This window comes from Vibrio paracholerae (genome assembly GCF_037672085.1).
Lineage (GTDB): Bacteria > Pseudomonadota > Gammaproteobacteria > Enterobacterales > Vibrionaceae > Vibrio > Vibrio cholerae.
This window is the reverse complement of the sequence record NZ_JBBHLM010000001.1, coordinates 417,292-442,180: the sequence shown is the minus strand read 5'-3', so window position 1 is coordinate 442,180 and position 24,889 is coordinate 417,292. Positions and strand designations below refer to the sequence as shown.

At 45.8% G+C, this 24,889-nt stretch carries 21 protein-coding genes and 1 tRNA gene; 7 read left to right on the top strand and 15 right to left on the bottom strand.

What is annotated here, in order from left to right; translation table 11 throughout:
• The 3 genes from R4537_RS02075 to R4537_RS02065 form a co-directional block, all read right to left on the bottom strand.
• Positions 1-1,539 (bottom strand): Re/Si-specific NAD(P)(+) transhydrogenase subunit alpha, encoded by a 1,539-nt coding sequence (locus tag R4537_RS02075; RefSeq protein ID WP_071178076.1) that lies wholly within the window; start codon positions 1,537-1,539, stop codon positions 1-3.
• 418 nt (positions 1,540-1,957) lie between these two features.
• Complete coding sequence (locus tag R4537_RS02070) at positions 1,958-2,236, bottom strand: HlyU family transcriptional regulator (RefSeq protein ID WP_032480202.1); 279 nt, start codon at positions 2,234-2,236, stop codon at positions 1,958-1,960.
• Positions 2,237-2,245: 9 nt separating this feature from the next.
• Positions 2,246-2,620, bottom strand: coding sequence for a late competence development ComFB family protein (locus R4537_RS02065; protein WP_001177156.1), 375 nt, complete (start codon positions 2,618-2,620; stop codon positions 2,246-2,248).
• A gap of 460 nt (positions 2,621-3,080) precedes the next feature.
• On the opposite strand from R4537_RS02065, the gene R4537_RS02060 reads away from it, so the two are divergent.
• Positions 3,081-4,202: a GGDEF domain-containing protein gene (locus R4537_RS02060; RefSeq protein WP_316245998.1), complete on the top strand. Its 1,122-nt coding sequence runs from the start codon at positions 3,081-3,083 to the stop codon at positions 4,200-4,202.
• Here R4537_RS02060 and R4537_RS02055 read toward each other — a convergent pair.
• From R4537_RS02055 to R4537_RS02040, 4 genes are all read right to left on the bottom strand, one after another.
• Entirely contained in the window at positions 4,199-5,179 is a 981-nt protein-coding gene (locus R4537_RS02055; RefSeq protein WP_161768768.1) for a Solitary outer membrane autotransporter beta-barrel domain, read from the bottom strand. The two genes, R4537_RS02060 and R4537_RS02055, sit on opposite strands and share 4 nt — an antisense overlap.
• A 77-nt stretch (positions 5,180-5,256) precedes the next feature.
• On the bottom strand, positions 5,257-6,825 hold the full coding sequence (locus tag R4537_RS02050; protein WP_071178074.1) for a gamma-glutamyltransferase family protein: 1,569 nt from the start codon (positions 6,823-6,825) through the stop codon (positions 5,257-5,259).
• A 96-nt stretch (positions 6,826-6,921) separates the two neighbouring features.
• Positions 6,922-6,996: transfer RNA gene (locus R4537_RS02045), tRNA-Gly, on the bottom strand.
• 234 nt (positions 6,997-7,230) lie between these two features.
• Entirely contained in the window at positions 7,231-7,773 is a 543-nt protein-coding gene (locus R4537_RS02040) for a DUF3332 domain-containing protein (protein WP_071178073.1), read from the bottom strand.
• A gap of 422 nt (positions 7,774-8,195) precedes the next feature.
• Here R4537_RS02040 and R4537_RS02035 point away from each other — a divergent pair, with 422 nt between their 5' ends.
• From R4537_RS02035 to R4537_RS02025, 3 genes are all read left to right on the top strand, one after another.
• Entirely contained in the window at positions 8,196-9,428 is a 1,233-nt protein-coding gene (locus R4537_RS02035) for an L-lactate MFS transporter (protein ID WP_000034193.1), read from the top strand.
• A 354-nt stretch (positions 9,429-9,782) separates the two neighbouring features.
• Positions 9,783-12,140 (top strand): fatty acid cis/trans isomerase, encoded by a 2,358-nt coding sequence (locus R4537_RS02030; RefSeq protein WP_071178072.1) that lies wholly within the window; start codon positions 9,783-9,785, stop codon positions 12,138-12,140.
• A gap of 211 nt (positions 12,141-12,351) precedes the next feature.
• Positions 12,352-12,537 (top strand): hypothetical protein, encoded by a 186-nt coding sequence (locus R4537_RS02025; protein WP_001025949.1) that lies wholly within the window; start codon positions 12,352-12,354, stop codon positions 12,535-12,537.
• Between the two features lie 53 nt (positions 12,538-12,590).
• On the opposite strand, the gene R4537_RS02020 is transcribed toward R4537_RS02025, so the two are convergent.
• On the bottom strand, positions 12,591-13,673 hold the full coding sequence (locus R4537_RS02020) for a site-2 protease family protein (protein ID WP_001924102.1): 1,083 nt from the start codon (positions 13,671-13,673) through the stop codon (positions 12,591-12,593).
• Positions 13,674-13,865: 192 nt separating this feature from the next.
• Here R4537_RS02020 and R4537_RS02015 point away from each other — a divergent pair, with 192 nt between their 5' ends.
• Positions 13,866-14,432, top strand: coding sequence for a PhnA domain-containing protein (locus R4537_RS02015; RefSeq protein ID WP_071178071.1), 567 nt, complete (start codon positions 13,866-13,868; stop codon positions 14,430-14,432).
• Between the two features lie 103 nt (positions 14,433-14,535).
• Here the strand turns inward: R4537_RS02015 and R4537_RS02010 are convergent, their stop codons facing one another.
• The 3 genes from R4537_RS02010 to R4537_RS02000 form a co-directional block, all read right to left on the bottom strand.
• On the bottom strand, positions 14,536-14,724 hold the full coding sequence (locus tag R4537_RS02010) for a hypothetical protein (protein WP_000035884.1): 189 nt from the start codon (positions 14,722-14,724) through the stop codon (positions 14,536-14,538).
• A gap of 303 nt (positions 14,725-15,027) precedes the next feature.
• A complete protein-coding gene (locus tag R4537_RS02005; RefSeq protein WP_071178070.1) occupies positions 15,028-15,984 on the bottom strand; it encodes a TerC/Alx family metal homeostasis membrane protein in 957 nt (318 codons plus the stop codon).
• A gap of 557 nt (positions 15,985-16,541) precedes the next feature.
• Complete coding sequence (locus tag R4537_RS02000) at positions 16,542-18,284, bottom strand: bifunctional metallophosphatase/5'-nucleotidase (RefSeq protein ID WP_071178069.1); 1,743 nt, start codon at positions 18,282-18,284, stop codon at positions 16,542-16,544.
• A 261-nt stretch (positions 18,285-18,545) separates the two neighbouring features.
• Here R4537_RS02000 and R4537_RS01995 point away from each other — a divergent pair, with 261 nt between their 5' ends.
• On the top strand, positions 18,546-20,177 hold the full coding sequence (locus R4537_RS01995; protein WP_000549959.1) for an ATP-dependent endonuclease: 1,632 nt from the start codon (positions 18,546-18,548) through the stop codon (positions 20,175-20,177).
• 236 nt (positions 20,178-20,413) lie between these two features.
• On the opposite strand, the gene R4537_RS01990 is transcribed toward R4537_RS01995, so the two are convergent.
• Complete coding sequence (locus R4537_RS01990; protein ID WP_000105488.1) at positions 20,414-20,911, bottom strand: DUF1097 domain-containing protein; 498 nt, start codon at positions 20,909-20,911, stop codon at positions 20,414-20,416.
• A 176-nt stretch (positions 20,912-21,087) separates the two neighbouring features.
• The gene (locus tag R4537_RS01985; protein WP_071178068.1) at positions 21,088-21,993 is read right to left on the bottom strand and encodes a LysR substrate-binding domain-containing protein; all 906 of its coding nucleotides are present in this window, start codon (positions 21,991-21,993) and stop codon (positions 21,088-21,090) included.
• A gap of 217 nt (positions 21,994-22,210) precedes the next feature.
• Between R4537_RS01985 and focA the strand changes: the two genes are divergently transcribed.
• Entirely contained in the window at positions 22,211-23,662 is a 1,452-nt protein-coding gene (focA, locus tag R4537_RS01980) for a formate transporter FocA (RefSeq protein WP_071178067.1), read from the top strand.
• A 107-nt stretch (positions 23,663-23,769) separates the two neighbouring features.
• On the opposite strand, the gene R4537_RS01975 is transcribed toward focA, so the two are convergent.
• Together R4537_RS01975 and R4537_RS01970 are read right to left on the bottom strand one after the other, a co-directional pair.
• Positions 23,770-24,339: a YceI family protein gene (locus R4537_RS01975; protein WP_000753196.1), complete on the bottom strand. Its 570-nt coding sequence runs from the start codon at positions 24,337-24,339 to the stop codon at positions 23,770-23,772.
• Positions 24,336-24,881, bottom strand: a complete 546-nt coding sequence (locus R4537_RS01970; protein ID WP_071178066.1) for a cytochrome b — start codon at positions 24,879-24,881, stop codon at positions 24,336-24,338. The genes R4537_RS01975 and R4537_RS01970 overlap by 4 nt, the downstream gene beginning before the upstream one ends.
• Positions 24,882-24,889 lie beyond the last annotated feature (8 nt).

The following is a 24,889-nucleotide window of genomic DNA, read 5'->3' as shown; positions in this document are numbered from 1 at the left end:
TTAGTTTCTACGGAACATTTCAAGCATACGTTTGGTAACGGTAAAGCCACCAAAGATGTTGATGCTTGCAATTAAGACGGCGATGAAAGCCAAGAAAGTCACAATACCGCTGCCTTGACCAATTTGTAATAATGCTCCTACTACAATGATGCCAGAAATCGCGTTAGTCACTGACATTAAAGGTGTGTGAAGAGCATGAGTTACATTCCATACCACGTAGTAACCCACAACGCAGGCCAGTACAAACACAGTAAAGTGCCCTAAGAATGCAGCAGGTGCAACAGAAGCTACCCACGCAAAGAGACCAACACCCACGGCTAAACCAACCAGTTTTTTAACAGGAGAAGTCGGCTCTGGCTCTTTCTTCTGCGCTTTAGTCGGTTGTACTTTGGCTTTTTGCTGAGGCTGTGCGGATACCTGAATAGGCGGCGCTGGCCAAGTAATCTCGCCGGCTTTAACTACGGTGACGCCACGCAGCACAACATCTTCGAAGTTGATGTCGATATTGCCGTCTTTTTCTTTGCAGAGTAGTTTTAGCAAGTTAACTAGGTTTGTTGCATACAGTTGCGATGATTGGGTCGGTAGACGCCCTACCATATCGGTATAACCGATCACTTTAACGCCGTTGTCTGTGGTAATAACCTGATCTTTGACTGTGTATTCACAGTTGCCGCCATTCGCTGCCGCCAGATCGACAATCACACTGCCCGCTTTCATGCTATCTACCATCTCTTTGGTGATAAGCTTTGGTGCAGGTTTTCCTGGAATCAGCGCGGTAGTAATAATGATATCTACATCTTTCGCTTGAGCGGCGTAAAGTTCAGCCGCTTTGCGGTTGAATTCATCCGACATCTCTTTAGCATAACCATCGCCAGAGCCAGCAGTCTCTTGGAAGTTAACTTCCAAAAACTCAGCCCCCATAGACTGCACTTGCTCTTTTACTTCGGGACGAACGTCAAACGCGCGGACGATAGCGCCTAAACTACCCGCAGCACCGATTGCCGCTAAGCCAGCAACGCCGGCACCAGCAACAAAGACTTTCGCGGGCGGTACTTTACCTGCTGCAGTAATTTGACCAGTAAAGAAACGACCAAACTCATGAGCGGCTTCTACCACTGCACGGTAACCCGCAATGTTCGCCATCGACGAGAGTGCATCCAATGCTTGCGCACGTGAGATACGAGGCACCGCATCCATCGCCAGCACGTTGATGTTTTTACTTGAGAGTTTTTCCATCAAAGCAGGATTTTGGGCTGGCCAAATTAAACTTACGAGTGTCGCGCCTTCCTTAAGAAGAGCAATTTCGTCATCTGAAGGGGCATTGACTTTGAGGATAAGTGGGCAAGCCCAAATCTCTTCACGTGAGCCGATCGTAGCGCCGGCTGCGGTATAAGCGGCATCATCGAAACTGGCAAGCGCTCCGGCTTTTGATTCGATACAAACCTCAAATCCTAATTTAATAAGCTGCTCTACCGATGAGGGAGAAGCAGCGACTCGTGTTTCACCAGCGAGTTGTTCTCTTGGTACACCAATTTGCATAGCGGTTCCTTGACTATTGGCACAATGATTATCTGTTTTTATCGGACGATGACATGAACTGCAAGCTGTTTGTAATTCAATTACGAAGCTTGGTTACTTTTAATGCCAAGTTGAGACTGATTGTGTGAAGTCTGTTAGATAATTACAACGGATTTCATACGAAGCAGAGGTCGAACCAGTTGCAGTTATACCCCAACTACTTGGAGTTGCAGGTAGGCGGCAAGAGAGTTCATCCCCATGAGCATAGATAAACTATGTGATTGGGGTGAATGAACGTAGCCAACACCACTGCAGCTTCAAGTAGGAAGGGTATATCTTTTATAAAAACAGAGAGTTAAATTATGCCAGTATTGAAAAGAGCCTAAGCATAGCCTTTGGCATAAGCGATATTCATGATATTTATCAATATCAGGGTGTGTTAGGAAAAGATTTGGCCTGACATTTGGTCGATAAATAGCTGAGCTTTCTTGAGCATCAACTCTTCCGCATCTGCTTTACTGGAAACCAAATCAGAGCGAATAAAACGATGGGTTTTCAACTCACCATTGATTTCTTGTGTGATTCGACCTGCAACCCGAAACTGTCCGTTTTCAGAAATGGGCTCTTGATAGATCATAAAACCTTTATATTCGATGGGTTCTACCTGAACCGGCTCTTGCTGCTTTGGCTTACCAAAAAGGCGCGAAAATAATCCCACTTTGATTCCTTACTTATGGTGCTGAACTTGATTGACGATCGGAGTTTCAAACCACTCCAATTCGGCATCATCATCAAAACGCGCATGAGTGAAAATCACGGGCACGTCACTGTCTCGATTACGACGCCGATCATTAACTATCATGGATTCAGCAGCTTGAACAGCGATCAGTGCATGATCTTTTAGAATAACCAGTTTGGCCTCTGGCAATGCAGAAAGAAAATCGATGTCATGTCGAATATAGATAGGTCTTAATTGGCACAAAGCCAAGCAGGCCAAATCAGCGAGCTGATCTTGGTCGTAGGTCTCTGAGTATTCTGGTTGCCCAAGCACTTGGCCAACCAGAGTTTCCATATAATTATGAACATCTTCGCTCAATTGCATCTTGTTTCTCCTGCTAAACCGTCAAAAACACCATATTTCACTGCACTTTTCACCAATAGTTACCTTGCTACTGAAACTGCGCCAGTGCCTGCGAGCAGCGACGCCAAAGTAGTTTGTGTATATATTGTAGATTCTGCACGACGCCATGAGATCACTTTAGCCGAATCTACCGAACTTTATCTTTAATCAAGCCTATACTTGTCACAATATACTTACGCAATAAGCAGAGTTTTCATCACTTAACTCAAGTAAAAAGCTTGGAAATTCATGAAATCAAAGTATCCTTGGTTACAATTTTTAATTGTAGAATTTTCATTAATTCAATGTAGAACCTCAGGAATTCATGTCTTCTAGCTTTGTTACTTCACCTTGGTTCCGTTTCGGTTTTCCTCTATTGCTGCTGATAGCCATTTGGCTAGGCTTGAGCAATGTGGTACTGGTGATAAAGTCTAACTTAGGCATGGCTGTCAACCTCCCCTACATTCTATTTGTGATTGCGCTGACCGTCGCTCACATTTTTAAACAAAGCAGAATCGCCATGGTAGCGATGACGATGTTACTGGCTTACTGGTTGATCCAAATTCGACTTCAAACGCCTTTAACCGTCAATTCCACCATGCTTGAACTCATTATGCTGAGCCTACTTTTACCTGTGGCCTGCTTTTTACCATACGCCTACAAGAATGCTGGATTATTCAGCAAATCCTTCCTCAGTTACTTGGCTATTTTATTACTGTTCATCTTTTGGGCATGGCTGACTCAGCTACACATAGGTGAAACAGACCATTCCAGTATGACCGAAGGAATATTTTTCGTTGTGCCGCAAATTTCTCGCTTACCCTTGGTGGTTGTTGCCTACCTTGTCGCACTCGCAGGTATTGCTGCTATCTCGGTATTAACGCGCAATCAAATCCTTGACGTTGTAGTTTATAGTTCGATTGTATTGGGAATGAATGCACTTGTGCTGTTTCATGTGCCCTATATTTCCACCATCATGTTTACCTTATCTGGGCTGCTTATTCTGGTTTACCTCATTTCCGCCGGTTATGAAATGGCATTTAACGACCCACTCACCCAAATTCCTGGTCGGCAAGCGCTTGATCAGGATTTAAAACATATTGGCCGAAAATTTACCCTTGCCATGCTTGATGTCGACCATTTCAAGAAATTTAACGATACTTACGGGCATGATACGGGGGACGATGTATTAAAACTGGTTGCCTCTCGATTACGTGAAATCAACGGTAAAGCACGAGTTTACCGCTATGGTGGTGAGGAGTTCTCGATTATTTACAAAGGAAAATTGGCAAAGGAGGTTTTGCCTTTCATCGAGGCCTTACGGCAGGATATTGAGTCCTACGAGTTGGTGATTCGTGACACCAACCAGCGCCCGAAAAGTCATGCCGAAGGTGCAAAAAAACGCAGCCGAAAAAGTAACAGTGACATTGTCACTATTACCATCAGCATTGGCGTGTGTGATTCTGAGCTGTACCGTCATCCTATTGAGGCACTCAAAGCCGCGGATGGAGCACTTTATAAAGCGAAGCAAGCTGGGCGCAATTGTGTCAAAGTCGCTAGTTAATCTTGGTTGAAAAACAGCACAATGCTCCCGCCCTTGAACGCACTACCGTAGTTAAAGGTGAGCCCTAAACCAATATTATCAATGAGCTCCATCTCAAAGGGCGGTGTCATTAGCCAACCAAAACTCGCCTCATAATAGTTGGATGTCCCTAACGGCTCTTGCGGTGTACTACCCACATCAACTCGCTTAATACTGCCATAAATTGATTGAACGGAACGGCCAAGCTGAGTGAAGTCATAAACACCCGTTAACGTGTTGGCGACATACCATCCTTCGGGATTGCCAATTTCACCATTATTGGCTTTGCCCCAACCGTACCCACCAAAATAGTGCCATGCTGATGAGGCCTTCCAGCGACCCCAGCTTTTTTCTTCTTCGTACTGAATCTTAAGATTCGTCTCGACCAAATTTGCCCAAGCATAAGTGTTAACCAATAGCCCATCTAACGGCGAGAAGAGCATTTTAAATTGGGGATTGTTATAGGTCACCGTGTTGCGGTAATAGAGTAAATGCGTTCCGATGGCCGGCGTCAAAGTCCAGTGATCGGTTAGTCGATATTGATAACGATAAAACATCGCCCCGCCCAACACCGACTGACGATAGCGTTCAGTTTCACCCGGTATATTAGCAATGCTCAATTCATCATCAATCACTGAAGCGGAAAGACGAAAGAAAAGCTGATGCTGGTGGTACGCATCTTCCTCACTTAAAGAAAGTGTAATGGGGAGCGTACTCGATTTATACTTCTTGCGGTTTTCAATAGACTCAGGAGTCCCCAAGTTATCATTGTCTATTTTAAACCAATCGTTAGGATCAAAATTGTTGAACCCTGCAGTAAAAACATCACTATCCGACAAAACCACACTTGATGAGAAAGCTTGCTCAAGATGTTCTTGAATAAAATCATAGCTTTTTGCCGTTGCAGAAAACGACATCACAAGTAAACATCCAAAGCTTAGGCGTAAGGGTAACTTCATCAAATCTTGATTCTCAGTTTAATCGCGGGCGCTAAATAATAATCGACTTAACCAACATAAGGTACTGTTTAAAGGAATTATTCCAGCCACAGTTGTAATGCTGCGCCATCACTGCGAGGATCGCTTGCAACTTCAAGGCTGGCATCCGTACCAACAACAATCGCACCAGCATGGCCCATCAACTCAACACCATCGGGAACCGAATTGATTTGGTGACCGCGTGCAGACAACTCAGTACCGAGTTGCCCCATCAAAGACGACTCCATCTGCAATTTGGTCGTGCTATCTCCCCACGTTCTCCCCAATAACCAACGGGGTTTTGCGATCGATTGCTCTAGTGAATCGCCTTGATATAGGTAACGACTGATCAAACAGGCTTGAGTTTGTGGTTGGCCATCTCCTCCCATGGTTCCGTAAACCACTCTTCGGCCATCTTTAAGCTCGGCATAGGCAGGATTCAAGGTATGAAATGGCTTTTTACGAGAGGCAAGGCAATTGATGTGTTCGGGATCCAAAGAAAAACTTTGACTACGGATGTTCCAAAGCACTCCACTAGAGGGTAGAAGGACACCGCTACCAAACTCCCAATAAATACTTTGAATAAAACTTACCATAGTGCCATATCGGTCTACAGCGCCCATCCAGACAGTATCACCAAGTTGCGTTTTTTGCGGCCAAGCTGTAGCTTGAGAGAGATTTACCTTCTCTGCAAGTTTATCGACTCGTTCGGCAATGAGGTAATCTTGAAGCGCGGTCGGAATGTATTTTTCATCAGTAATCGCTCGATTACGAATATCAAACGCAATTTTGGTTGCTTCAATGAGCAGATGAACATGATCGGCTTGCGATTTCGCCTGATGTGCCAGTCGATCATAAATTCCCAGAATCAATAACGAGGCTAATCCTTGAGTCGGAGCCCCCAGATTATAGAACTGGCCTTGGGACATATTATGAGTGAGCGGAGTAACGATACTGGCTTTATGCTGGATAAAGTCTGCTAAACGTAGGGGACTTCCTGCCTCTTCCAACTCTTTAGCCATTTGTTGAGCTAACTCGCCTTGGTAAAAAGCATCAAGCCCGAACTGGGATAAATGGGTCAATGTTTTCGCCAGCGCCTTTTGCGTGACAATGTCACCGACCTTGAGCGTTTCTCGGAAAGGACCCAAATAGACCTGTGCAAAAGGCTCTAACTTGGCTAATCGGTTCCACGTTTTCTGACTTGCCGCGGCCAGACTCGGAGTGGTAAGAATTCCCTGCTCTGCCGCTTGAATTGCAGGATTAAGCAGGGTTGAGAGAGAAATCCCTGATGAAAAGAGCTGCAACGCCGTTTGCCAACCCGAAATGGTTCCCGCCATCGTCAGTGCTGCAGCACCACCTTGCTGTGGTAATCCTTGGGCAGGGTCATAATCCGTCAGAGCAATACTCTGCGCCGAAGATCCGCACGCATCAATAGCAATAGGCGGTTTGTCTTTAGCGGCAATAAGCCAAAAACCATCCCCACCAATACTATTCATGTGGGGATATTGTACTGCGATCATCGCCGCTGCTGCGACCATAGCCTCACAAGCCGTTCCTCCTTGGCGAAGGATATCTAAACCTGTTTCACTGGCTTTGTGATGGGGAGCCGTAAACGCAATTCGCGCCATAATTGACCTCGTAACAAAATGCACGAAGTTAACTTAAGCTTTTTGATTTATTCAGGCTATAGTACGTTGGTAGATATGAGGTAACGTGCAGGATATTGGAGCGGGCAGCGGGAATCGAACCCGCATCATCAGCTTGGAAGGCTGAGGTAATAGCCATTATACGATGCCCGCGCATCGAAGAGACGCCGCTACTATGCCACACTCTTACGAAAAGAAAACCCCTTTTTAATCATTTGCATGCTGTTTGATTATGAGTTGAGCAAACCATCCAATTTTCGACTAAAAAGAGTGCAATCTCACTTGGGTGTGAACCCTCCTTGGCTCTTCATGATAACCTTTTTCGGCTGAGATACCGCTCGCGGGCTGAATCCGTAGTCGGAACCAAACCATTTGCCGAGCAAACGATTAAATTTGACTTGCCTCGATATAAGCATTGAGCTCTTGCTGGCTAACAACGGTAAAGAGTTCACCATCTAGATAAAAAGTGACCTCATCTTGACCTTTTTCGCCACGCAATACTTTATGACTGCCATCGACATAGGTGACTTCCATCTGAAGCGTATGCGAATCAAGTTGCTCTAGCGTTGCTTTTTCGATCGGGCGTACTTGTGTTTGCAGCGGCGCTTCTGTCAAAGAGCGATCTAATTGATCATTGACTTTGATAATCGCTTTAGCAGGAATATCAACAACCGCTGGCGATTTTCCTGAAATGGGGTTTTTACCTGTCCAGAACTCAATCGAGTTAAAAATAAACAGATCGGCTGTGCTGGTTAAACCATAGACGGGTGAAAGTAGTAAAAACAGGCCTTCTCGCGCGTAGCGATTATCCACCACTTCTAAATTGAATTTATTGACCAGTCCGGTCGCTGCCATTTGTCCCATACATCCAGTTAAGGAAGTGACACCCAATCCTGCAATCAGCGCCATTTTAAATGCTTTCTGTCTCATATTAATCTCCACTTATTTGAAAAAGGTGGGCGATAGTAGAGGCTTTTTTCAATTTTTGAAGGGGGAAGAAAATGAATTAACCCTATTTTGACCAAGTGCTTTGCTTATTGGTTAAATCATTTAATAAACATATAGTTACATACAAGAAGCTAACATTAGCCCACTTAATGTTTACTGGTAATTCATCACGCTGAATGATTGGGTTGACCCACTGAAAACCATTACATTTCTTCACAAATACAACAGTGACGAAACAAGCGAAATTTATTTTTTATTCGCCTTTAAAAAGTGATTCCAATCACAAGGCTATTGGTTATAATCCGCGCGCTTTGCCAGAATTGTTGAATTTTGCAAAGTTATTTTGAACAAATACCCCAGATAACGGGGTTGTCTATCCTAATTTTTACTGAGTATCACAAATAATGAGCAAGATTGATAAAGCTATGCGCATTCTGCTGGCGGGTTTCTGTATCAACCTTTGTCTTGGCATTCTTTATGCCTGGAGCGTTTTTAATAAAGCCCTAGTCACCGACTTTGGCTGGAGTGCAGCGGATGCCTCTTCCCCTTATGCTATTGCAACCATCGCTTTTTCTGTCTGTCTTTTAGTTGCTGGCATTCTGCAAGACCGCATGGGTCCACGTAATATCTTGATTTTAGGTACCACCTTAACGGGTTTAGGCATGATTGCCTCAGGTTTTGCTTCTTCTGTTTTGATGCTCAATCTCACCTTCGGCGTGATGACGGGTGCAGGTATCGGTTTTGGCTATGCTTGCCTCTCTCCATCCGCTATGAAGTGGTTCCACCCAAGTAAAAAAGGCATGGTAAATGGCCTGATTGCAGCGGGTTTTGGTCTGGCAGCGATTTATCTTGCGCCACTGACGTCAGCCTTGATTACTCACTTAGGCATTCAAACCAGCTTTATGATTCTGGGCGCGGGTGTACTGGTGATTGCGGTACCGCTCGCCTGTACGATTAACAATCCGCCAGCGGGTTATGTGCCTGCAGAGCCGAAACTGAAAGCCGGTCAAGAAGCAAAAGTAGTTGCCAAAGTCGCCAACTTAAGCTGGAAAGCCATGCTGAAAACACCTCAGTTCTATGCATTGTGGCTGATGTATGCTCTTGCAGCTTCTGTTGGTTTGATGATCATCGGTAACATCACGAACATCGCTAGCGTGCAAGCAAACCTACCGAACGCGGTATACCTTGCCTCAATCTTGGCGATTTTCAACTCAGGCGGCCGCGTTGCTGCGGGTATCTTGTCAGATAAAATTGGTGGCGTGCGTACTTTGCTGCTGGCATTTTTGCTGCAAGGTGGAAACATGGTGCTGTTCGCCACGTTTGACTCAGAATTCACCTTAATCATCGGCACGGCGATTGCCGCGGTTGGTTACGGTACGCTACTGGCGGTGTTCCCATCGATCACGGCAGAATTCTATGGCTTGAAAAATTACGGCACCAACTATGGCGTACTCTACACTTCATGGGGCATTGGTGGCGCGATTGGTGCGGCAGTCGTGGGTTACTCAATGACTCATGGTGGCGGCTACAACTTGGCATACACCATTTCTGCAGCAATGATGGCCGTGTGTATCCTTCTTGCTCTGATCACCAAGCCTATTTCAGCGGAGAAAGTGGCCCAGTTGCAAACCGCCTAAGCAGCGTAAGCTTTTGTATAAATAGCCTGACCCAGTCAGGCTATTTGCATTTCTATCCCCGTCAGACTTGAAGCTGCAGCGGTGTTGGCTACGTTCATTCTCCCCAATCACATAGTCTATCTATGCTCATGGGGATTATGAGAGCCATCCTTGGCTCTCACCAAAGGCCAGCCGATGGCTGTGCAAATTTGTTCCAGACAAATTTGTCACTCACTTGCCGCTACCTGCAACTCAAAGTGGTTTGGGTATACACTTGTTTCTTTAAAGCAAGCGGAATGAAAGTACACCGTGAGTTGGACATCTCCCCTCTTCCTTTGCTTTAATTCACCTATTCTCTTCTTGAATTTTGTCATTATGAATTTCAAATCTTCGATTCTGTTGCTGCTGGCCACGATTTTCTCTGGTTGCGCCATGTACGCAGGCATCAACTATGATCAGCTCTTTGGAACAGAGCAGGTACGTGAGCGACAATTGCCTTTGCACTCTAGCCAAGCTCAGCATTTTTTAAACGAAGTAAAACCCATCTTAGATAACCGCTGTGTCGTCTGTCACGCCTGTTACGATGCCCCCTGTCAGCTCAAAATGACCTCGGCTGAAGGCATTGATCGCGGGGCGAGCAAAGCGTTGGTTTATCAGGGAACGCGGCTGACGGCAGCCACTCCAACTCGTCTCTACGAAGATGCTCAGTTAACCCAAGAGTGGCGAGCTGCTGGTTTTCATCCCGTGCTGAATGAGCGAGATCAAACCGCGCAAGCCAATCTTGATGCTGGGGTGATGGCACGTTTACTGATGCAGAAAGAGCGTCATCCACTGCCACAGCAAGATCAGTTACAAGGATTTGATTTTTCTATTGATCGTGAGCAAACCTGCCCAACGATCAACGAAATGGATCACTTCGAACAAGTGAATCCTAATTGGGGAATGCCCTTTGGTATGCCGAATTTATCACCCAAGGAGTACGCTACCCTGCTCTCTTGGCTACAAGAGGGAGCCGTGATGAATCAAGCGCTCCCGCTGAGTGCGCAAGAACAAGCTTTGGTTACGGAATACGAAGCCTTGTTAAATCATAGCTCGCGTAAAAATCAGCTCGCAGCACGCTATATCTACGAGCATCTATTCCTCTCACATCTGTACTTTTCAGAGATAGCGCAGGAGCGGCCTCGTTTCTTTAAACTCATCCGATCCAATACTCCACCGGGTGAGCCTGTAAAACGAATCGTGACGCGTCGTCCGTACGATGATCCGGGCGTTGAGCGAGTCTATTATCGCCTTGTGCCAGAACAAGAGACGATTGTCGATAAAACTCACATGCCTTTCGCACTCCACAAGCAACGGATTGCGAACTGGAAACTCTGGTTTATTGATGCGGATTATGAGGTTGCCGAGCTTCCAAGTTATCGTCCGGATATTGCCGCAAACCCGATGTCCGCGTTCATCGACCTTCCCGTTAAAGCGCGCTTTAAGTTCTTGCTCGATAATGCGCAAAATACGGTGATGGCCTTTATCAAAGGTCCAGTGTGTCGAGGCCAGTTGGCGCTGAATGTGATTAACGATAGATTCTGGGTCTTCTTCCTCGATCCTGAGAAAGCCGATCTTCCAGAAGTAAACGAATTTTATCGCTCACAAGTCGATAATTTAAGGCTACCGGCTGAACAAGAGAATACGGCACTGCCGCTAAGTAACTGGGTACGTTATTCGCTACAACAAAGTCGTTATCTCGAAGCAAAATCTGAATTTATTAATCAATGGTTTAAAAATGGTACGCACCTTACCACGGACATCATTTGGGATGGAGCGGGCACAAACCCCAATGCCGCGTTAACGATTTTCCGCCATTTCGATAGCGCATCTGTCGTGCAAGGATTGGTGGGTGAACCTCCAAAAACCGCTTGGATAATGGATTATGCGCTACTTGAGCGCATTCATTATCTGCTGGTTGCTGGTTTTGATGTGTATGGTAATTTCGGACATCAGTTGATTACTCGTATGTTCATGGATTTTCTGCGCATGGAAGGTGAGAGTAATTTTGTTGCCCTACTCCCACGCGATATGCGCCATCAGGAGTTCTCTAGCTGGTACCAAAATCAAAGTGTACAGTTTTCCGATTTCTTGCAACGTAACGTAAAACCCTTTAATCAGCCAACCAGCGTTCACTATGTAACTGATAACCCGAAACAGGAGCTGTTTGCTAAACTCCGCAAGCAAGTACAACCAGTATTGAGTGATCGATACGTGATAACTCAAACGGGATTCAAAGCCGAACATGAGTTTGCTTTGCGCCAGATTGATCATCTGCATGGTGAAGGTTTGCTGCCCATTCCGCAATTGATGATGTTGATGATTGAAAGTGAACAAGGTAGACCGCAACTGTTTACACTCATTCACAACAATGCCCACACCAATATCTCGAGCTTGTTTGATGAACAGAACAACCGCGACCCCAAAAATGATAATTTGACTTTAGTGCGCGGAGTGGTCGGCAGTTATCCATCGGCGTACTTAACACTGAAAGAAAACCAGATCCCGGAGCTGTATCAACGCCTTGCGGCGATGAAGTCAGAGCAAGATTATGTCGCCCTATTGGATCGTTTTGCAGTACGCCGCAGCTCACCCGAATTTTGGGCATTTAGCGATCTTGTGCATCAATGGTATCGCCAAGATCAACCCATTGAGTTTGGTTTGCTCGATTACAACCGTTTCGAAAACCGTTGAACCAAGTTCTTCCCCTTAAGAAAAATTCTCTTAAGGGGAATCCTTTGTACACATCCATACGTATCAAGCAGTGCTATTCATTTTTACTCTGGCCGCGTGCTATGAAATAAAGGGGATAGGCTAAACTTGTCCTAGATGGGATAGAATCCATTATTGTGTTGTCCTAATGTTTGACATGCACTATGCAGAGAGCCATCACAGGAGGTATTGGATGAACATTCGTGATCGCATCGAAGCCATTGAGCAAGAAATTTATGTGGCTTGCTCAGAAGGAGATTTGGCAACGGTTAACTTACTCGAACAGCAATTGGAGCAGCTACGCGGTAAAGCGCAGCCTTGGTCTGATGAGCCTTACGCTCCTGAAGGACGAGATTACTGGGATAGTGACTGGCGTTGATGCCTAATAGAGAGTTAAGGAGGCCGAACGTGAATCATTCGGCTTCCTTTTAATTATGTGCCCAGAATCAACAACGGCAGGCTTAGCAACGTATCTCCTGTCGAAGCAAAACCGATGATGATGGCAATCAATCCACTGACTAAAGCAAAGTACCAGACGGTTGACACCATTTGTGCATAACGGTTGAGGGGTAACAAATGACTGTGATGGCGCTGACGCCACTCAAAAACAATATCCAGTGCGCCCATCAAAAGTAAGAAACCAAACAGGGTTAAGCCCAAGCTGTAACTTAACGCAATCCCACCAAGAATCGCGAGCACACAGAGGATTACCCCCATTTTACTGTTCATCGAAAAGCTCACGCTTTTGAGAATGTGTCCACCATCCAGTGGTAAAACAGGCAATAAATTAAACAAATTAAGAAACGCATTAAATACTGCCAGCGCTGCCCAGAAAGGCGAATCCGTCACCCAGTAAACACCAACTAGCAACAAGGACAATAGGAAGCCAAAACACGGTCCCATGATCGAAATCACCACGTCTTGCCAACGGGTATTGATCTTTTCATCGCTGAGGGCGAGTCCACCAAGGAATGGCACTAGATAGATGCCTTTGGTTTTCATGCCAAAATATTTCATGGCTCTTACATGGCCATACTCATGGAAAACCAAACAGCCGATCAGGGCGAGCGCAAATTGAAACGAAAAAAGCCAAGAGTAGGCGGCCAAACTGGCCGATGCCATGACCACTTTGATCATTTTGGCACTTTTGAGTGCTTTCATCGCTAAAGAGACAAGGCCGATAACACTGAATCGACGTTCTACCTTAGGGGCCTCATACGGTGTTTGGCGTTCAACATCCTTTTCACTGCGCATGCCTTGCGCCACAAGCTCACCGTTGAGTTTGGTTTGGTACTTTAACTGAAACGGTTGCCAAGTCAGTGCGATCTCGAGACAACACTCCAACACATGCTCCCCTTGAGTCAGTTGGAAATGGTGTTGAATATCCCCTTCATACTGTTCTTGTGCTGGGCGCTGAGCAACCAAAATGTTGTCCCAAAACAGTTGCTGCCAACCCGCCATCGTCCCTTCAAGTCTTAGTGGCTTACCTAAATAATCAATACAAAGCAGTTCCAAAGCTCAATCCAGTCGTCAAAAAATGATGCCGCATTATACCGAATGCCTTGAGAAGAAGCAGAAATTTACTCTTTTTGATCCAAGTGATTGGCGCAGAAAAGTGGTGTTTTGCCGTAAATTGCCGAATATCCCTTTAAATTCTGAGTTTAAAATGGATAATACGCGCTTACATTTATTTACAAGGTGGGTACTATGTCTACTGAAGCAACTTTACTTGAACGCTGTCAATCACAATGCGAGCTATGCGCGGCCTCTGCTCCTCTTTCTCCTTTTGTGGTTGCTCCGCATGCCCTCGTCACTGTCGATCACGCAGTGATGCTGTGTGACACCTGTAAAGGACAAATCGAAAACCCAGAAACGGTGGATATGAACCATTGGCGTTGTCTGAATGACAGTATGTGGAGCCAAGTTCAACCTGTTCAGGTTCTCGCATGGCGCCAACTGAAACGTATTTCTGAAACGGAAGGCTGGGCTCGTGATCTGCTGGATATGATGTATCTCGATGAAGAGTCCGCTAAGTGGGCAGAAATTGGCATGGACGATGATGCGGAAAAACCACGCGATGTAAATGGTGTCGAGCTGAAAAAAGGTGACGATGTCACCGTCATCAAAGATCTACCAGTCAAAGGCTCAAGCATGGTCATCAAACAAGGTACTGCAGTACGCGGTATCGCGTTAACCGAAGATCCAAAGCACATTCAAGGTAAGGTAAACGGCCAAACCATGTACATCATTGCTGAGTATTGCCGTAAAAAGTAATCGACGATTGAGCGAGTGAAAGCTTGAAGCATATTCGTAGCAAATACGCTCTTCAAGAAACAAAAAAGTCGGCAAATGCCGACTTTTTAAACTCTATTTACGCTTAACGGTATAAACCCACATCTTTTTGGATGTGTGCTGACATTTCAGTCGCGTAGTAATGACGTGGTGCATTATCTACAAACAGAATGTCAAACAGATGAGCAATCAATCCTTTGAAGTTAACCGCGTAGGTTTTTTTATCCTTAGAGGTTGGGACTGTCATTGTTCCCATTTGCATTGCCTGAGCCATGATTGCCTCTCTTGAATCGGTAACTTACTTTGTTGAGGTGAATATTAGTCAATGCACATCTGGTTAGAAAATGACTAATTTTGACGATTTGGATTATTAAAACTAATGAAACAATGCATTAACATGCTGCCATTTAGATATTCAACAAGTCACGAAAAAGTTCAAACTTTAAGCGCCTTTCACGCATAACTATGACGCCATTTTTTACAACACAAAAAACTTTAACAACTTATTTACTAAAAATATTTTTATCTCCCCATGACTCTACTCAACAACGAGGCACAGGGAGATAACATTTGAAATTTAAGAGACTTTCTCTGTGATGGGTTTGGATTGAGAACGCTCACGGAGTACAGACGCGATCACCGCCGTGCTCATGGTCACCAGTAGCACGCAGAGTGAGATCGGCGTTGGAATTGCCCAAGCTGAATCAACTAACATCATCTTCACCCCGATAAACATCATAATGAAAGCCAAAGCTGGTTTAAGATAGAAAAATTTATCCATCATGCCTTGAAGTACAAAATACAGAGAGCGCAGCCCCAATAAAGCAAACACGTTCGCTGCCAGCACTAAAAATGGCTCTTGGGTCACGGCAAAAATCGCAGGAATCGAATCTAAAGCAAACATCACATCCATGAACGCAATAACGCCAATCACAATAAACATCGGAGTTACCCACCACTGCCCTCGCTGCTTAGTGATCAATGCATTGCCTTGATACTCTTTCGTCACGTTGAAGCAACGACGAATCAAACGTTCAGGCAGTGGGTTAATCGACTCTTCACCTTTATCGCGCGCCAATTGGATCCCTGTCCAAATCAGAAACAGAGCAAACACGTATAAGATCCAGTGATATTGACTGAGCAGTTGCGCCCCCACGGCAATCATGATCGCACGTAAAACCAGCGCGCCGGTCACCCCCCAAAGTAAAGCTCGTGGGCGTAAGTGCTCTGGCACTGAATATTGATGAAAAATAATCGCAAACACGAACAAGTTATCGACACTTAACGACTTTTCGAGCAAATAGCCGGTAATAAAAGAAAGAGTGGCTTTCTCGGCACTGTAGCTGCTGTGAGGGGCGTACCATTGCCAGCCGTAATAAAGGCTAATCGCAAAGACAAACGCGAGAAGAAACCAGACGATGCTCCAGATGGCCGCTTTTTTGATCGTGACATTCCCACCACGGGTTTGCCAGAGATCAACGGCTACAAGAGTTAAGGTAAGTAGGCCAAAGCCAAGATAAGTGATTGGGGACATATTTTCCTCCGAAAACGGAAGATCTTGCTTCGTCGCCAGACCTCAAGACCTTCCGCATACCAATGATTCCTGCAACAAATGCAGTATTGAATGCGTTGGTCTCGTCGAAGCGTTGAACTTGGATTCAGAGCTTATATTTGCCGGTTGAGCCAAACTCAACGTGATGACGACAAATAAACCTAAGGCGACTACTCCCCAAAACGTCGCCATTCTATGCCTGTGGTTTGACCGTGTCTAGTGCAAAAAAGGAGCCATATTCAATGACTCCTTCACGTTCGGCTTACCATTTTTCTATACACCATTGCGTGATAATTACACTCCCGCAAACGGCAATAGATAGATAAGGGCGGACCATATCCCCACCCAAGCCACTACCACTAATGTATCGAACCAATCTCGGCTTAACATATTCTCCCTCCCCTTGCTCAGCAATATTGAGCAAAAACCAGGCAGAACAAAGCAAGCTGTATGCCAACCTACTTGATCAACTTGGTGTTGACGTGACATCCAAACCACTTGCAGTCACAAATAGGCAGCAAGGCAAAGAGATATCTGTTTTAATGATGGTGGCATTCACAAGCATCATGCGCATCAAAAGAGAGCAAGGACGGGCAATCCGACAGCAGCTCAATAAAGGCATCAGCCATAGAAATCTGTGTCACCATACCCTCACCTTCCATATCAAGCAGCGCATCATACCCTTCTTTGCCTTTCATGGTATAAGCGGAAGACGTTCCCCAGTACAAGGCTTCAGAATCCACCGCTTGCCACTCACCATCTAATTGGATCTGCAGTTGTGTAATGCGTTGACCTATGGGCTTATCCGCTAAGTATTGATAACGCAGGTGATGGCAATATGGATAGCTGCCTGAGCCTGTTCCTTGCACGCCATTACTGAGCGCGTTATTGATCGCACCTTCCAGAGCGCGTGCGATCACTTCGCCTTTCACTTGGTAAACACCGATCGGCACGGCAAATGGCAAAAGCTTTCCTGCCACATCGGCAACCGAGATGCTACCCGGCAAAATTGACGTACGGACACCACCCGCATTATGGATGGCAAACTGAACGTCTAAACCACGCTTATTCAATGCATACACAAATGCTTTCGCGACCAGAGGAGCAATCTCACTGCCGCCTTCAGCATCCGGTATGCGTACGTGGCGTAAAGTGCGATCCGCGTGAGCGATAATTTGTTGTTGCAGTTGACGCACTTGGGGGATGTATTTCTCCTGCAGTAGACTTTGCACCACAGGATCTTTTTTACACACCACCACATTCGGATGGTTATCCACTTCATCACGCGCTTGGCTGTAACGTTCATTGATCTGCTCTTGGCTCATGCTGGCATCAACGAACATCCGACGCCCGAGCAGTAGCTCATTCCGCCCTTCAAATCGGGTCACCTCACCATTGGCGGCAAAATCAATCTGACAATGACCAAGAGTAAGCGCGTAAAATCCAGCTTGAACGATATAGGTGTGATTGATTTTTAAGCCATATTCATCTTGACTGCCGAGGCCAAGGGCTGAGAAATCACCTTGTAGTACATGGCTATGCCCTCCCACAATCACACTGATCCCAGACACTTGTTCCGCTAATGCAATGTCACCGTCATAGCCTAAGTGACTCAGCAAAATGATCTTATTGATGCCGTGTTGGTGGATTGCCGCAATCGTCTTTCGTGCCGTCTCGATGGCGTTCACAAACGGAGTATCACTGTCTGGGTTGGCAATATCGGCCATCTTATCAATCGACAGGCCAAAGATAGCAATTCTTTCACCCTGCGCCTTTTTCTCAATCCAGCGTGCATGGCCCTGAAGCGCATCATAACTGTAGACTTTAGGGTTGCTCCCCAAACGCAGCGATTTGCTGTCTCGTTCTTGTGATAAATCCCAGTTGCCCGCCAACAAAGGAAATTGAATGCGCTGCGCGAATTGAGCAACGGGATAATTTCCCATATCCAATTCATGATTACCGATGGCCATCGCGTCTAACTTGAGTGCATTGAGCATGTCGGCATTCGCTTTACCTTTGAACAGCGAAAAGTAGAGTGTTCCTTGGAAACAGTCTCCCGCATGTAAAAACAGAAATTCGCGCTGCATGCGCTGCGCATCATCGCGTAATTGAGCAATACGGGTTGCAATTCGAGCAAAGCCCCCAGCGCTGACAAAGGGTTTTAAAATGTCCGCATCATGTTCCAGCGTCAGTTGTAACGAGGTAGGTTCAAAGTAGGAATGGGTGTCATTAATGTGTGCCAGCGTGATCGACGCTGGCTGATTTTTTCTTCTCATAGGCATACGTCTTCTCTCTTTTCCACTCCTATCCTAGCCCGCCGATCATGACAGAATCGTGACTTTTATGAAACCTCTCTGAAATTTTAGTGACGCTAAATAACTTATGTCACATTTTCTTGGCCTTATTCATTACAAAAATGTGAGCTCTGGTCTGAAAAACCAAGCTTAACACCCTGCTTATATTGGTTTTTTCCTTTATTCTTTAAGAAAACCTCATAAGATAGCCTGCATATAGGCACTGGTGAGGAATCTAAGGAGCAGCCTATGCATTTAGAGCGAATTGAAATCGCTGGTTTCCGTGGCATCCGCCGACTATCACTAACCTTTGATGAAATAACCACACTGATTGGGGAAAACACTTGGGGTAAATCATCGTTGCTGGATGCCTTATCGGTGGTATTGCCAGCGGATGGCACTCTGTACCCATTCACCCTGCAAGATTTCCACGTTGATTACTCCATTGCCGATGTGCAGACGCAAAATTTGCAGATCATCCTTGTTTTCGCCGCCAGCGACCTCCATGAGCCCAAGGCTGGGCGCTATCGCAAACTCAAACCGCTCTGGCAAACCGATGAACAAGGGGCACAAAAAATCATTTATCGGATCAGCGCCTCAAGGGTCAAATATGACATCAGCACTCAATACGCTTTTCTAGATTTAGAGGGCAACTCACTCACTCTGCATCACTCAGAAAAATTGGCGCAAGAGTTGATGAGTTTACATCCAGTGATTCGCTTAAAAGATTCTCGACGTTTTGAAAAATCGCTCGCCAATGGCAACGGCAAGAATGCTCGTGTCGAGAAACGGATCAGCAATACGTGGCGACGTTTAATGGCGACGCCCGGACACGTTAACAAAGGCGAGATCCGCAGCAGTTTGAGTGCGATGAACTCTCTGGTTGAGCACTACTTTTCGTTCAAAAGTCAAAGCCGGAAAAATCCGCGCCGCGAACGCGACAGCTTGCTGTATGCGGCCTCTCCGAGTGAAAAAAGCCTCAGCCAAATCATTCATGAAACCAAAAATAAGCAGACTAAGCTGCTACTTCTTGGTTTACTCAACGCGTATTTACAAGGCAAAGGACCCAAAGAGCTGCGCCGCTGCGCTCGGCCGATTTTGATCATTGAAGATCCGGAAGGTCGTTTGCACCCTACGCACCTTGCCCGAGCTTGGAGCTTCTTAGATTTGCTCCCCATGCAGAAAATTCTCACCACCAACAGCAGTGATTTACTGGGGGCAGTGCCTTTGCATTCGATTCGTCGTTTGGTGAGAAAATCCGATCGCACCATTGCGACCTCCGTTTCGCAACGCAGTTTAAGTCGAGATGAGTTGCGCCGCATTGGTTTCCATATCCGCTTTCACCGCTCGGGAGCGCTCTTTGCTCGCTGCTGGCTGCTGGTTGAAGGTGAAACGGAAGTGTGGCTATTTAACGAGCTCGCCCATCAATGCGGATACAACTTAGCCGCAGAAGGTGTGCATATCATCGAATTTGCTCAATCAGGGCTAAAATCCTTAATCAAGGTTGCACGTGCGTTTGGTATTGACTGGCATGTGGTGACCGATGGCGATCCTGCGGGGAAAAAATACTCGGCGACCGTACGAGGATTGCTGGGACATGATCAAGAGCGACATCGCTTAACCGAATTGCCCGATCGAGACATTGAGCACTTCCTTTACTCACACGGCTTTGAATACTTCTTCAAAGAGCTGGTTAAAATTCCTCATGAACACCCAATCCCCGCCAAAAAAGTAGTCTCTAAGGTTCTGAAAAAACTCGCGAAACCGGATTTGGCTTTGGCGATCGTTTCACATTGTGAAAGCAATGGGACAGAGTGTATTCCTGTACTCCTGCGCTGGACGTTAAAACGGGTCATCACAATGGCAAACGGCAATACTTAGGATTGGCAGAGGTTTTCATCTCAACACAGGGATTAAATCTCCCCCACCTAGCTGGGGGCCCTTACAAAAAAGCCACACAAAATTGTGTGGCGGTATCTAAATTCTTTCGATACGAATTATCAGGGGTACTCTTTACCAATCGTTTTTTACCAATAGGCTTTTTAACCAGTAGATTCTTTCACCTATCGCTTTTCTGCCAATCGTTTCTGAGAAAAGTTTCACACGGACCTTCACGCTTAGCGAGAAGTCATTTCGCTCACGATGGTCGTTTGTTCAGCGCGAGGTTGCTTGAGCTTGTGATGTAACCAAAGACCACTGGCTTTCATCAGATAACCAAACACACCACCGAGCATTAAAGACGGGATCACCAATTGCCAGTTTCCTGCAGCAGCAAAGGTTGCGCAGCAACCGATAAAGGTACCTGGGATATAAGCCAACCAGGATTTTTGCGCTTGGATACACATGATAAAAGCTACTAAAGCCGTCACAACGTAACCGATAATCTCAATGCCAACCCATTGGCTGGCATGAATGATCACCATTGCCCAGAAAACACCCGTTAGGTTGGTTAATAAGCTCTGACCTAGTCCTTTCAAGCCATCTTTAGGGGACGCAAAGTAGCTCGTACAGCCAAGAAAACCAGCCCATGAGAGCAAGCCGAGTGAAACCGCAATCCATCCCCAAACACCAGAGAGAATTCCTGTGGTTAACGCAATAGCAAACAGAGTGCTCATATCCGCCTCATACATGCTGAAAAGTTTTCAGCCTTGGTGAATTAAGGCGACATGCTAACCGAAGAAAACTGGAATATTAGTGACTAAAATCACAATAAAATGACAATAGAAATCTTCATTACATTCATTTGGTGACGCAACCGATAAATCAACAGATTCAGGAAATATAATACCCCTTATAAGATGCTCGGTTTTCCTTTCATCATGCGTAATCCTTCACGTTTAATGCACTCAGCCAGTGGGTTTTCTTCCATATCTGCACGCCAAATAAAAGAGAGTGTGCGCTCCATATTGAGCTCCGGCACGTTCAGTGCAACCAGTAATCCACTTTCGATAAAGCGTTCGACATCCAAATACGGTAGGCAAGTCAAATAAGGGCCATTGGCCACCAACGTGCGTAACACAGGAACATGTTCATATTCGCGCCAAACATCTAAGTCTGGGATTAACGGATGGATCACACTATCAAAAATATTGCGAGTGCCTGCGCCTTGCTCGCGCAGAACCCATTTCGCCTGTTCAAGCTGAGCAAGACTGACCGATTCACGTTTCGCAAATGGATGATGTGCCGAAGCGACAATCGTTAAGTGATCGCGACACCATATCTCTTGATAGATGCGGTTGTCATCGCAGCGTCCTTCAATAATCCCAAGATCGTATTTATAGTCGAGAACGCCTTCGATCACTCCCTTGGTACTTTTCACACCCAATGAGATGCGAATCTCAGGAAAGTCACTATCAATAATACTGATGAGATCAGGCACCAGGTGTTCCGCTGGGGTTTGACTCGCGCCTAAGCGGATCTCACCACTTAAGAGGTGTTGATCATAAAAGCCCATTTCAATCTGCTGGGCATCTTGCAGTAAACGCTTTGCTTTAGGGCGTAGCCACATGCCCCAATGGGTTAATGCCATCTGTTTACCTTGTCTTTCAAACAGAGGACGTCCGAGCATTTTTTCCAACTGAGCTAAAGACATGCTCGTTGCTGATTGAGTGAGCGCCAGTTTATCCGCAGCCTGACTGACACTGCCACAATCGGCAACTGCATCAAATACTGCTAATTGCTTTAATGAATACCGCACTGCCTATCCTATTTCTTTTCATTCACTGTTTTGCTCCAGATGAGCAAACGGTTTCATTTTACGCTTCATCCCTACCATATCAATAGAATTGATATGGTTTTTAAAAATTATCAATTTTACCTTTACTCCTTTGCCCCCCTAATCTGATGGCGTAGCAACGCATAAGGTGTTGTGTACTAAACGGAGGTAAACATGAAATTGAGTTTGGGGAGCGAATATGTCTGCAGCCTACTCTAAAAATCAAAACTGCTTTTCACCCACTGAAATGATGGCGGAAGCAGAAAAGTTCGCACTGAGTAAAGCGAAAAAAACCAGCGGTATGATTTTAGGTCTTTCGGTCATGGCGGGCGCTTTTATCGGTTTGGCTTTTCTGTTCTACATTACCGTCACCACGGGCAGCGCTTCTGCCGGGTGGGGATTGAGCCGACTGGCGGGTGGTGTAGCGTTCAGTATGGGGTTGATTTTGATCGTCATCTGCGGTGGCGAGTTGTTCACAAGCTCTGTGCTATCTAGCATTTCATGGGCAAATCGAGAAATCAGTTTTGGAAAAATGCTCTCTATCTGGGGCAAGGTGTACGTCGGTAACTTTATCGGTGCCATTTTTCTACTGCTTTTGGTGACGGCGGCTGGCCTTTACCAGCTTGATGAAGGCCAATGGGGTTTAAATGCCCTCAATATCGCGCAGCACAAACTTCATCACACCACAGTACAAGCTTTTGCTTTAGGCATTCTATGTAACCTACTGGTTTGTTTGGCTATTTGGCTGACCTTCAGTTCAGCGAATGCTATGACTAAAGCGGCCATGACCATCATGCCTGTCGCGATGTTTGTTTCTAGCGGTTTTGAGCACTGTGTAGCCAATATGTTCATGGTTCCACTGGGTATTGTTATTCAAAACTTTGCACCAGATAGTTTCTGGCAACAGGTTGGTGTGACAGCCAGCCAATACAGCGATTTAAATGTCACTCAATTTATTACGGCGAACTTAATACCGGTCACGCTCGGCAACATTGTGGGTGGTGCCGTGCTGGTTGGCCTCGCCAACTGGAGCATTTACCGCCGCCCTCAGTTAAAAGCCGCCAATGTTGTCACGATTACGGAAACTCAAGCACTTACGTCAGTCAAGGAAACTCTTATGAAAAGCACAATTACAGTAAAAGATATGATGAACACTCAACCTGTTACTCTCAGCGTTGATATGACTACTCCAGCCGCGATCGACACCCTGCTCGACCACCATTTGTCCGCCGCTCCAGTTGTCGATATGCAAGGTCGCTTGGTTGGCGTGCTCTCTAGCCATGATGTGATGGTTGACCTTTGGTGCCAAGACTACTTGCCAAGCCAAGACCAAAAAGTGGTAGATCTGATGACTCGTGATGTGATTGCGATTGATGTCAACGACAAGCTGGTGGATGTTGCGGAGTTCTTCTGTATCGATAAAGAACAGCTATTCCCAACCACAAGCATGGGCATTGCCACTCGCTTCAACGCTCTGTCATTAGAAGAACGCGCGAAAAGTATGAAGGTAAACAAACCACATGTGCTGCCTGTCCTACACAATGGTCAGTTAGTGGGAGTACTGGAGCGTAATGATGTACTTGAAGCACTGCGCCCGATTTATGGTGAACGGGTAAGAATTGTCAAAGATAAAGCGTTGGCTCGCGCTTAACTCTCATTTTGGTTAGGAAATAAGTCGCTTAACCAAAAGCAAGCCCCCAATTTCTGGGGGCTTTTTCTACTCATCTGAGCCATGAATGAGTAAGGAATTCACATCGATTATTTTTGAACGCCTTCCACATGCAGTTCCATATCGACATAACTAGAAGCACCCATCACTTGAATGCCGAAATCTTTTAGTTCAAGACGGGTAGTACCCGCAAAACCAGCACGCTGACCACCCCATGGATCTTGTCCAGCGCCGATAAACTCAGCATTGATTACGATAGGTTTAGTTTGACCATGCAAAGTCAAGTCACCTTTCACTTCGAGCTGACCATTACCTTTGTCAACCACTTCGGTACTCTTGAAGGTCGCGGTCGAATATTTTGAAGCATCGATAAAATCTGCGCTGCGAATGTGCTTGTCACGCTCCGCATGGTTTGAATCTAGGCTGCGTGTATCCACATTCACCACAACACTCGAAGCGGCAATGTTGGCAGGGTCGTAAGAAAACTCACCATCAAATTTATTGAAACGTCCCTTAATGTAGCTATAACCCAAATGATTCACTTTGAAGTTGATTGAAGCATGCGCGCCTTTTGTATCAATCACATAGTCAGCGGCATTAGCTGCAAACGGGATGGACATGATTGCAGCAAGACCAACTGCCATTAGTGTTTTTTTCATTTTGATGCTCCTGTCAGCATTTTACGTAACGTGTTATCACGGTTAATAAAGTGGTGTTTAAGTGCGGCGACGGCATGCAGCCCCGCCAGTATGATTAAGCCCCAAGCAGTATAAAAATGGATGTTGCCTGCGATATCCGCTTGGTTTTCAAATAGAGCCCCCGCCCCAGGTACCGTAAACCAGTTGAACACCTCAATACCTCGACCATCTTCCGTTGAGATGAGATACCCAGAGACAAAAAGAACAAACAATCCAACGTACATCAAGTGATGAGCACTTTTAGCCGCTACGATTTCCCAGCGTTCGCCTTCAATTTTCGGAGATGAAGAAAGCGCTTTCCAAATCAGACGAAATAACGTCAAACCTGCCAGTAACAAACCTACCGACTTATGCCAGTGTGGGGCTGTGCGGTACCATTCACTGTAGTAAGAGAGAGCCATCATCCAAGTGCCAACGGCAAACATCGCGATAACGACCAAAGCAGAAATCCAATGGATACTGCGAGTGACCAAGTTATAGTGCTGGCTGTCTGAATTTTTCATTACGTCAT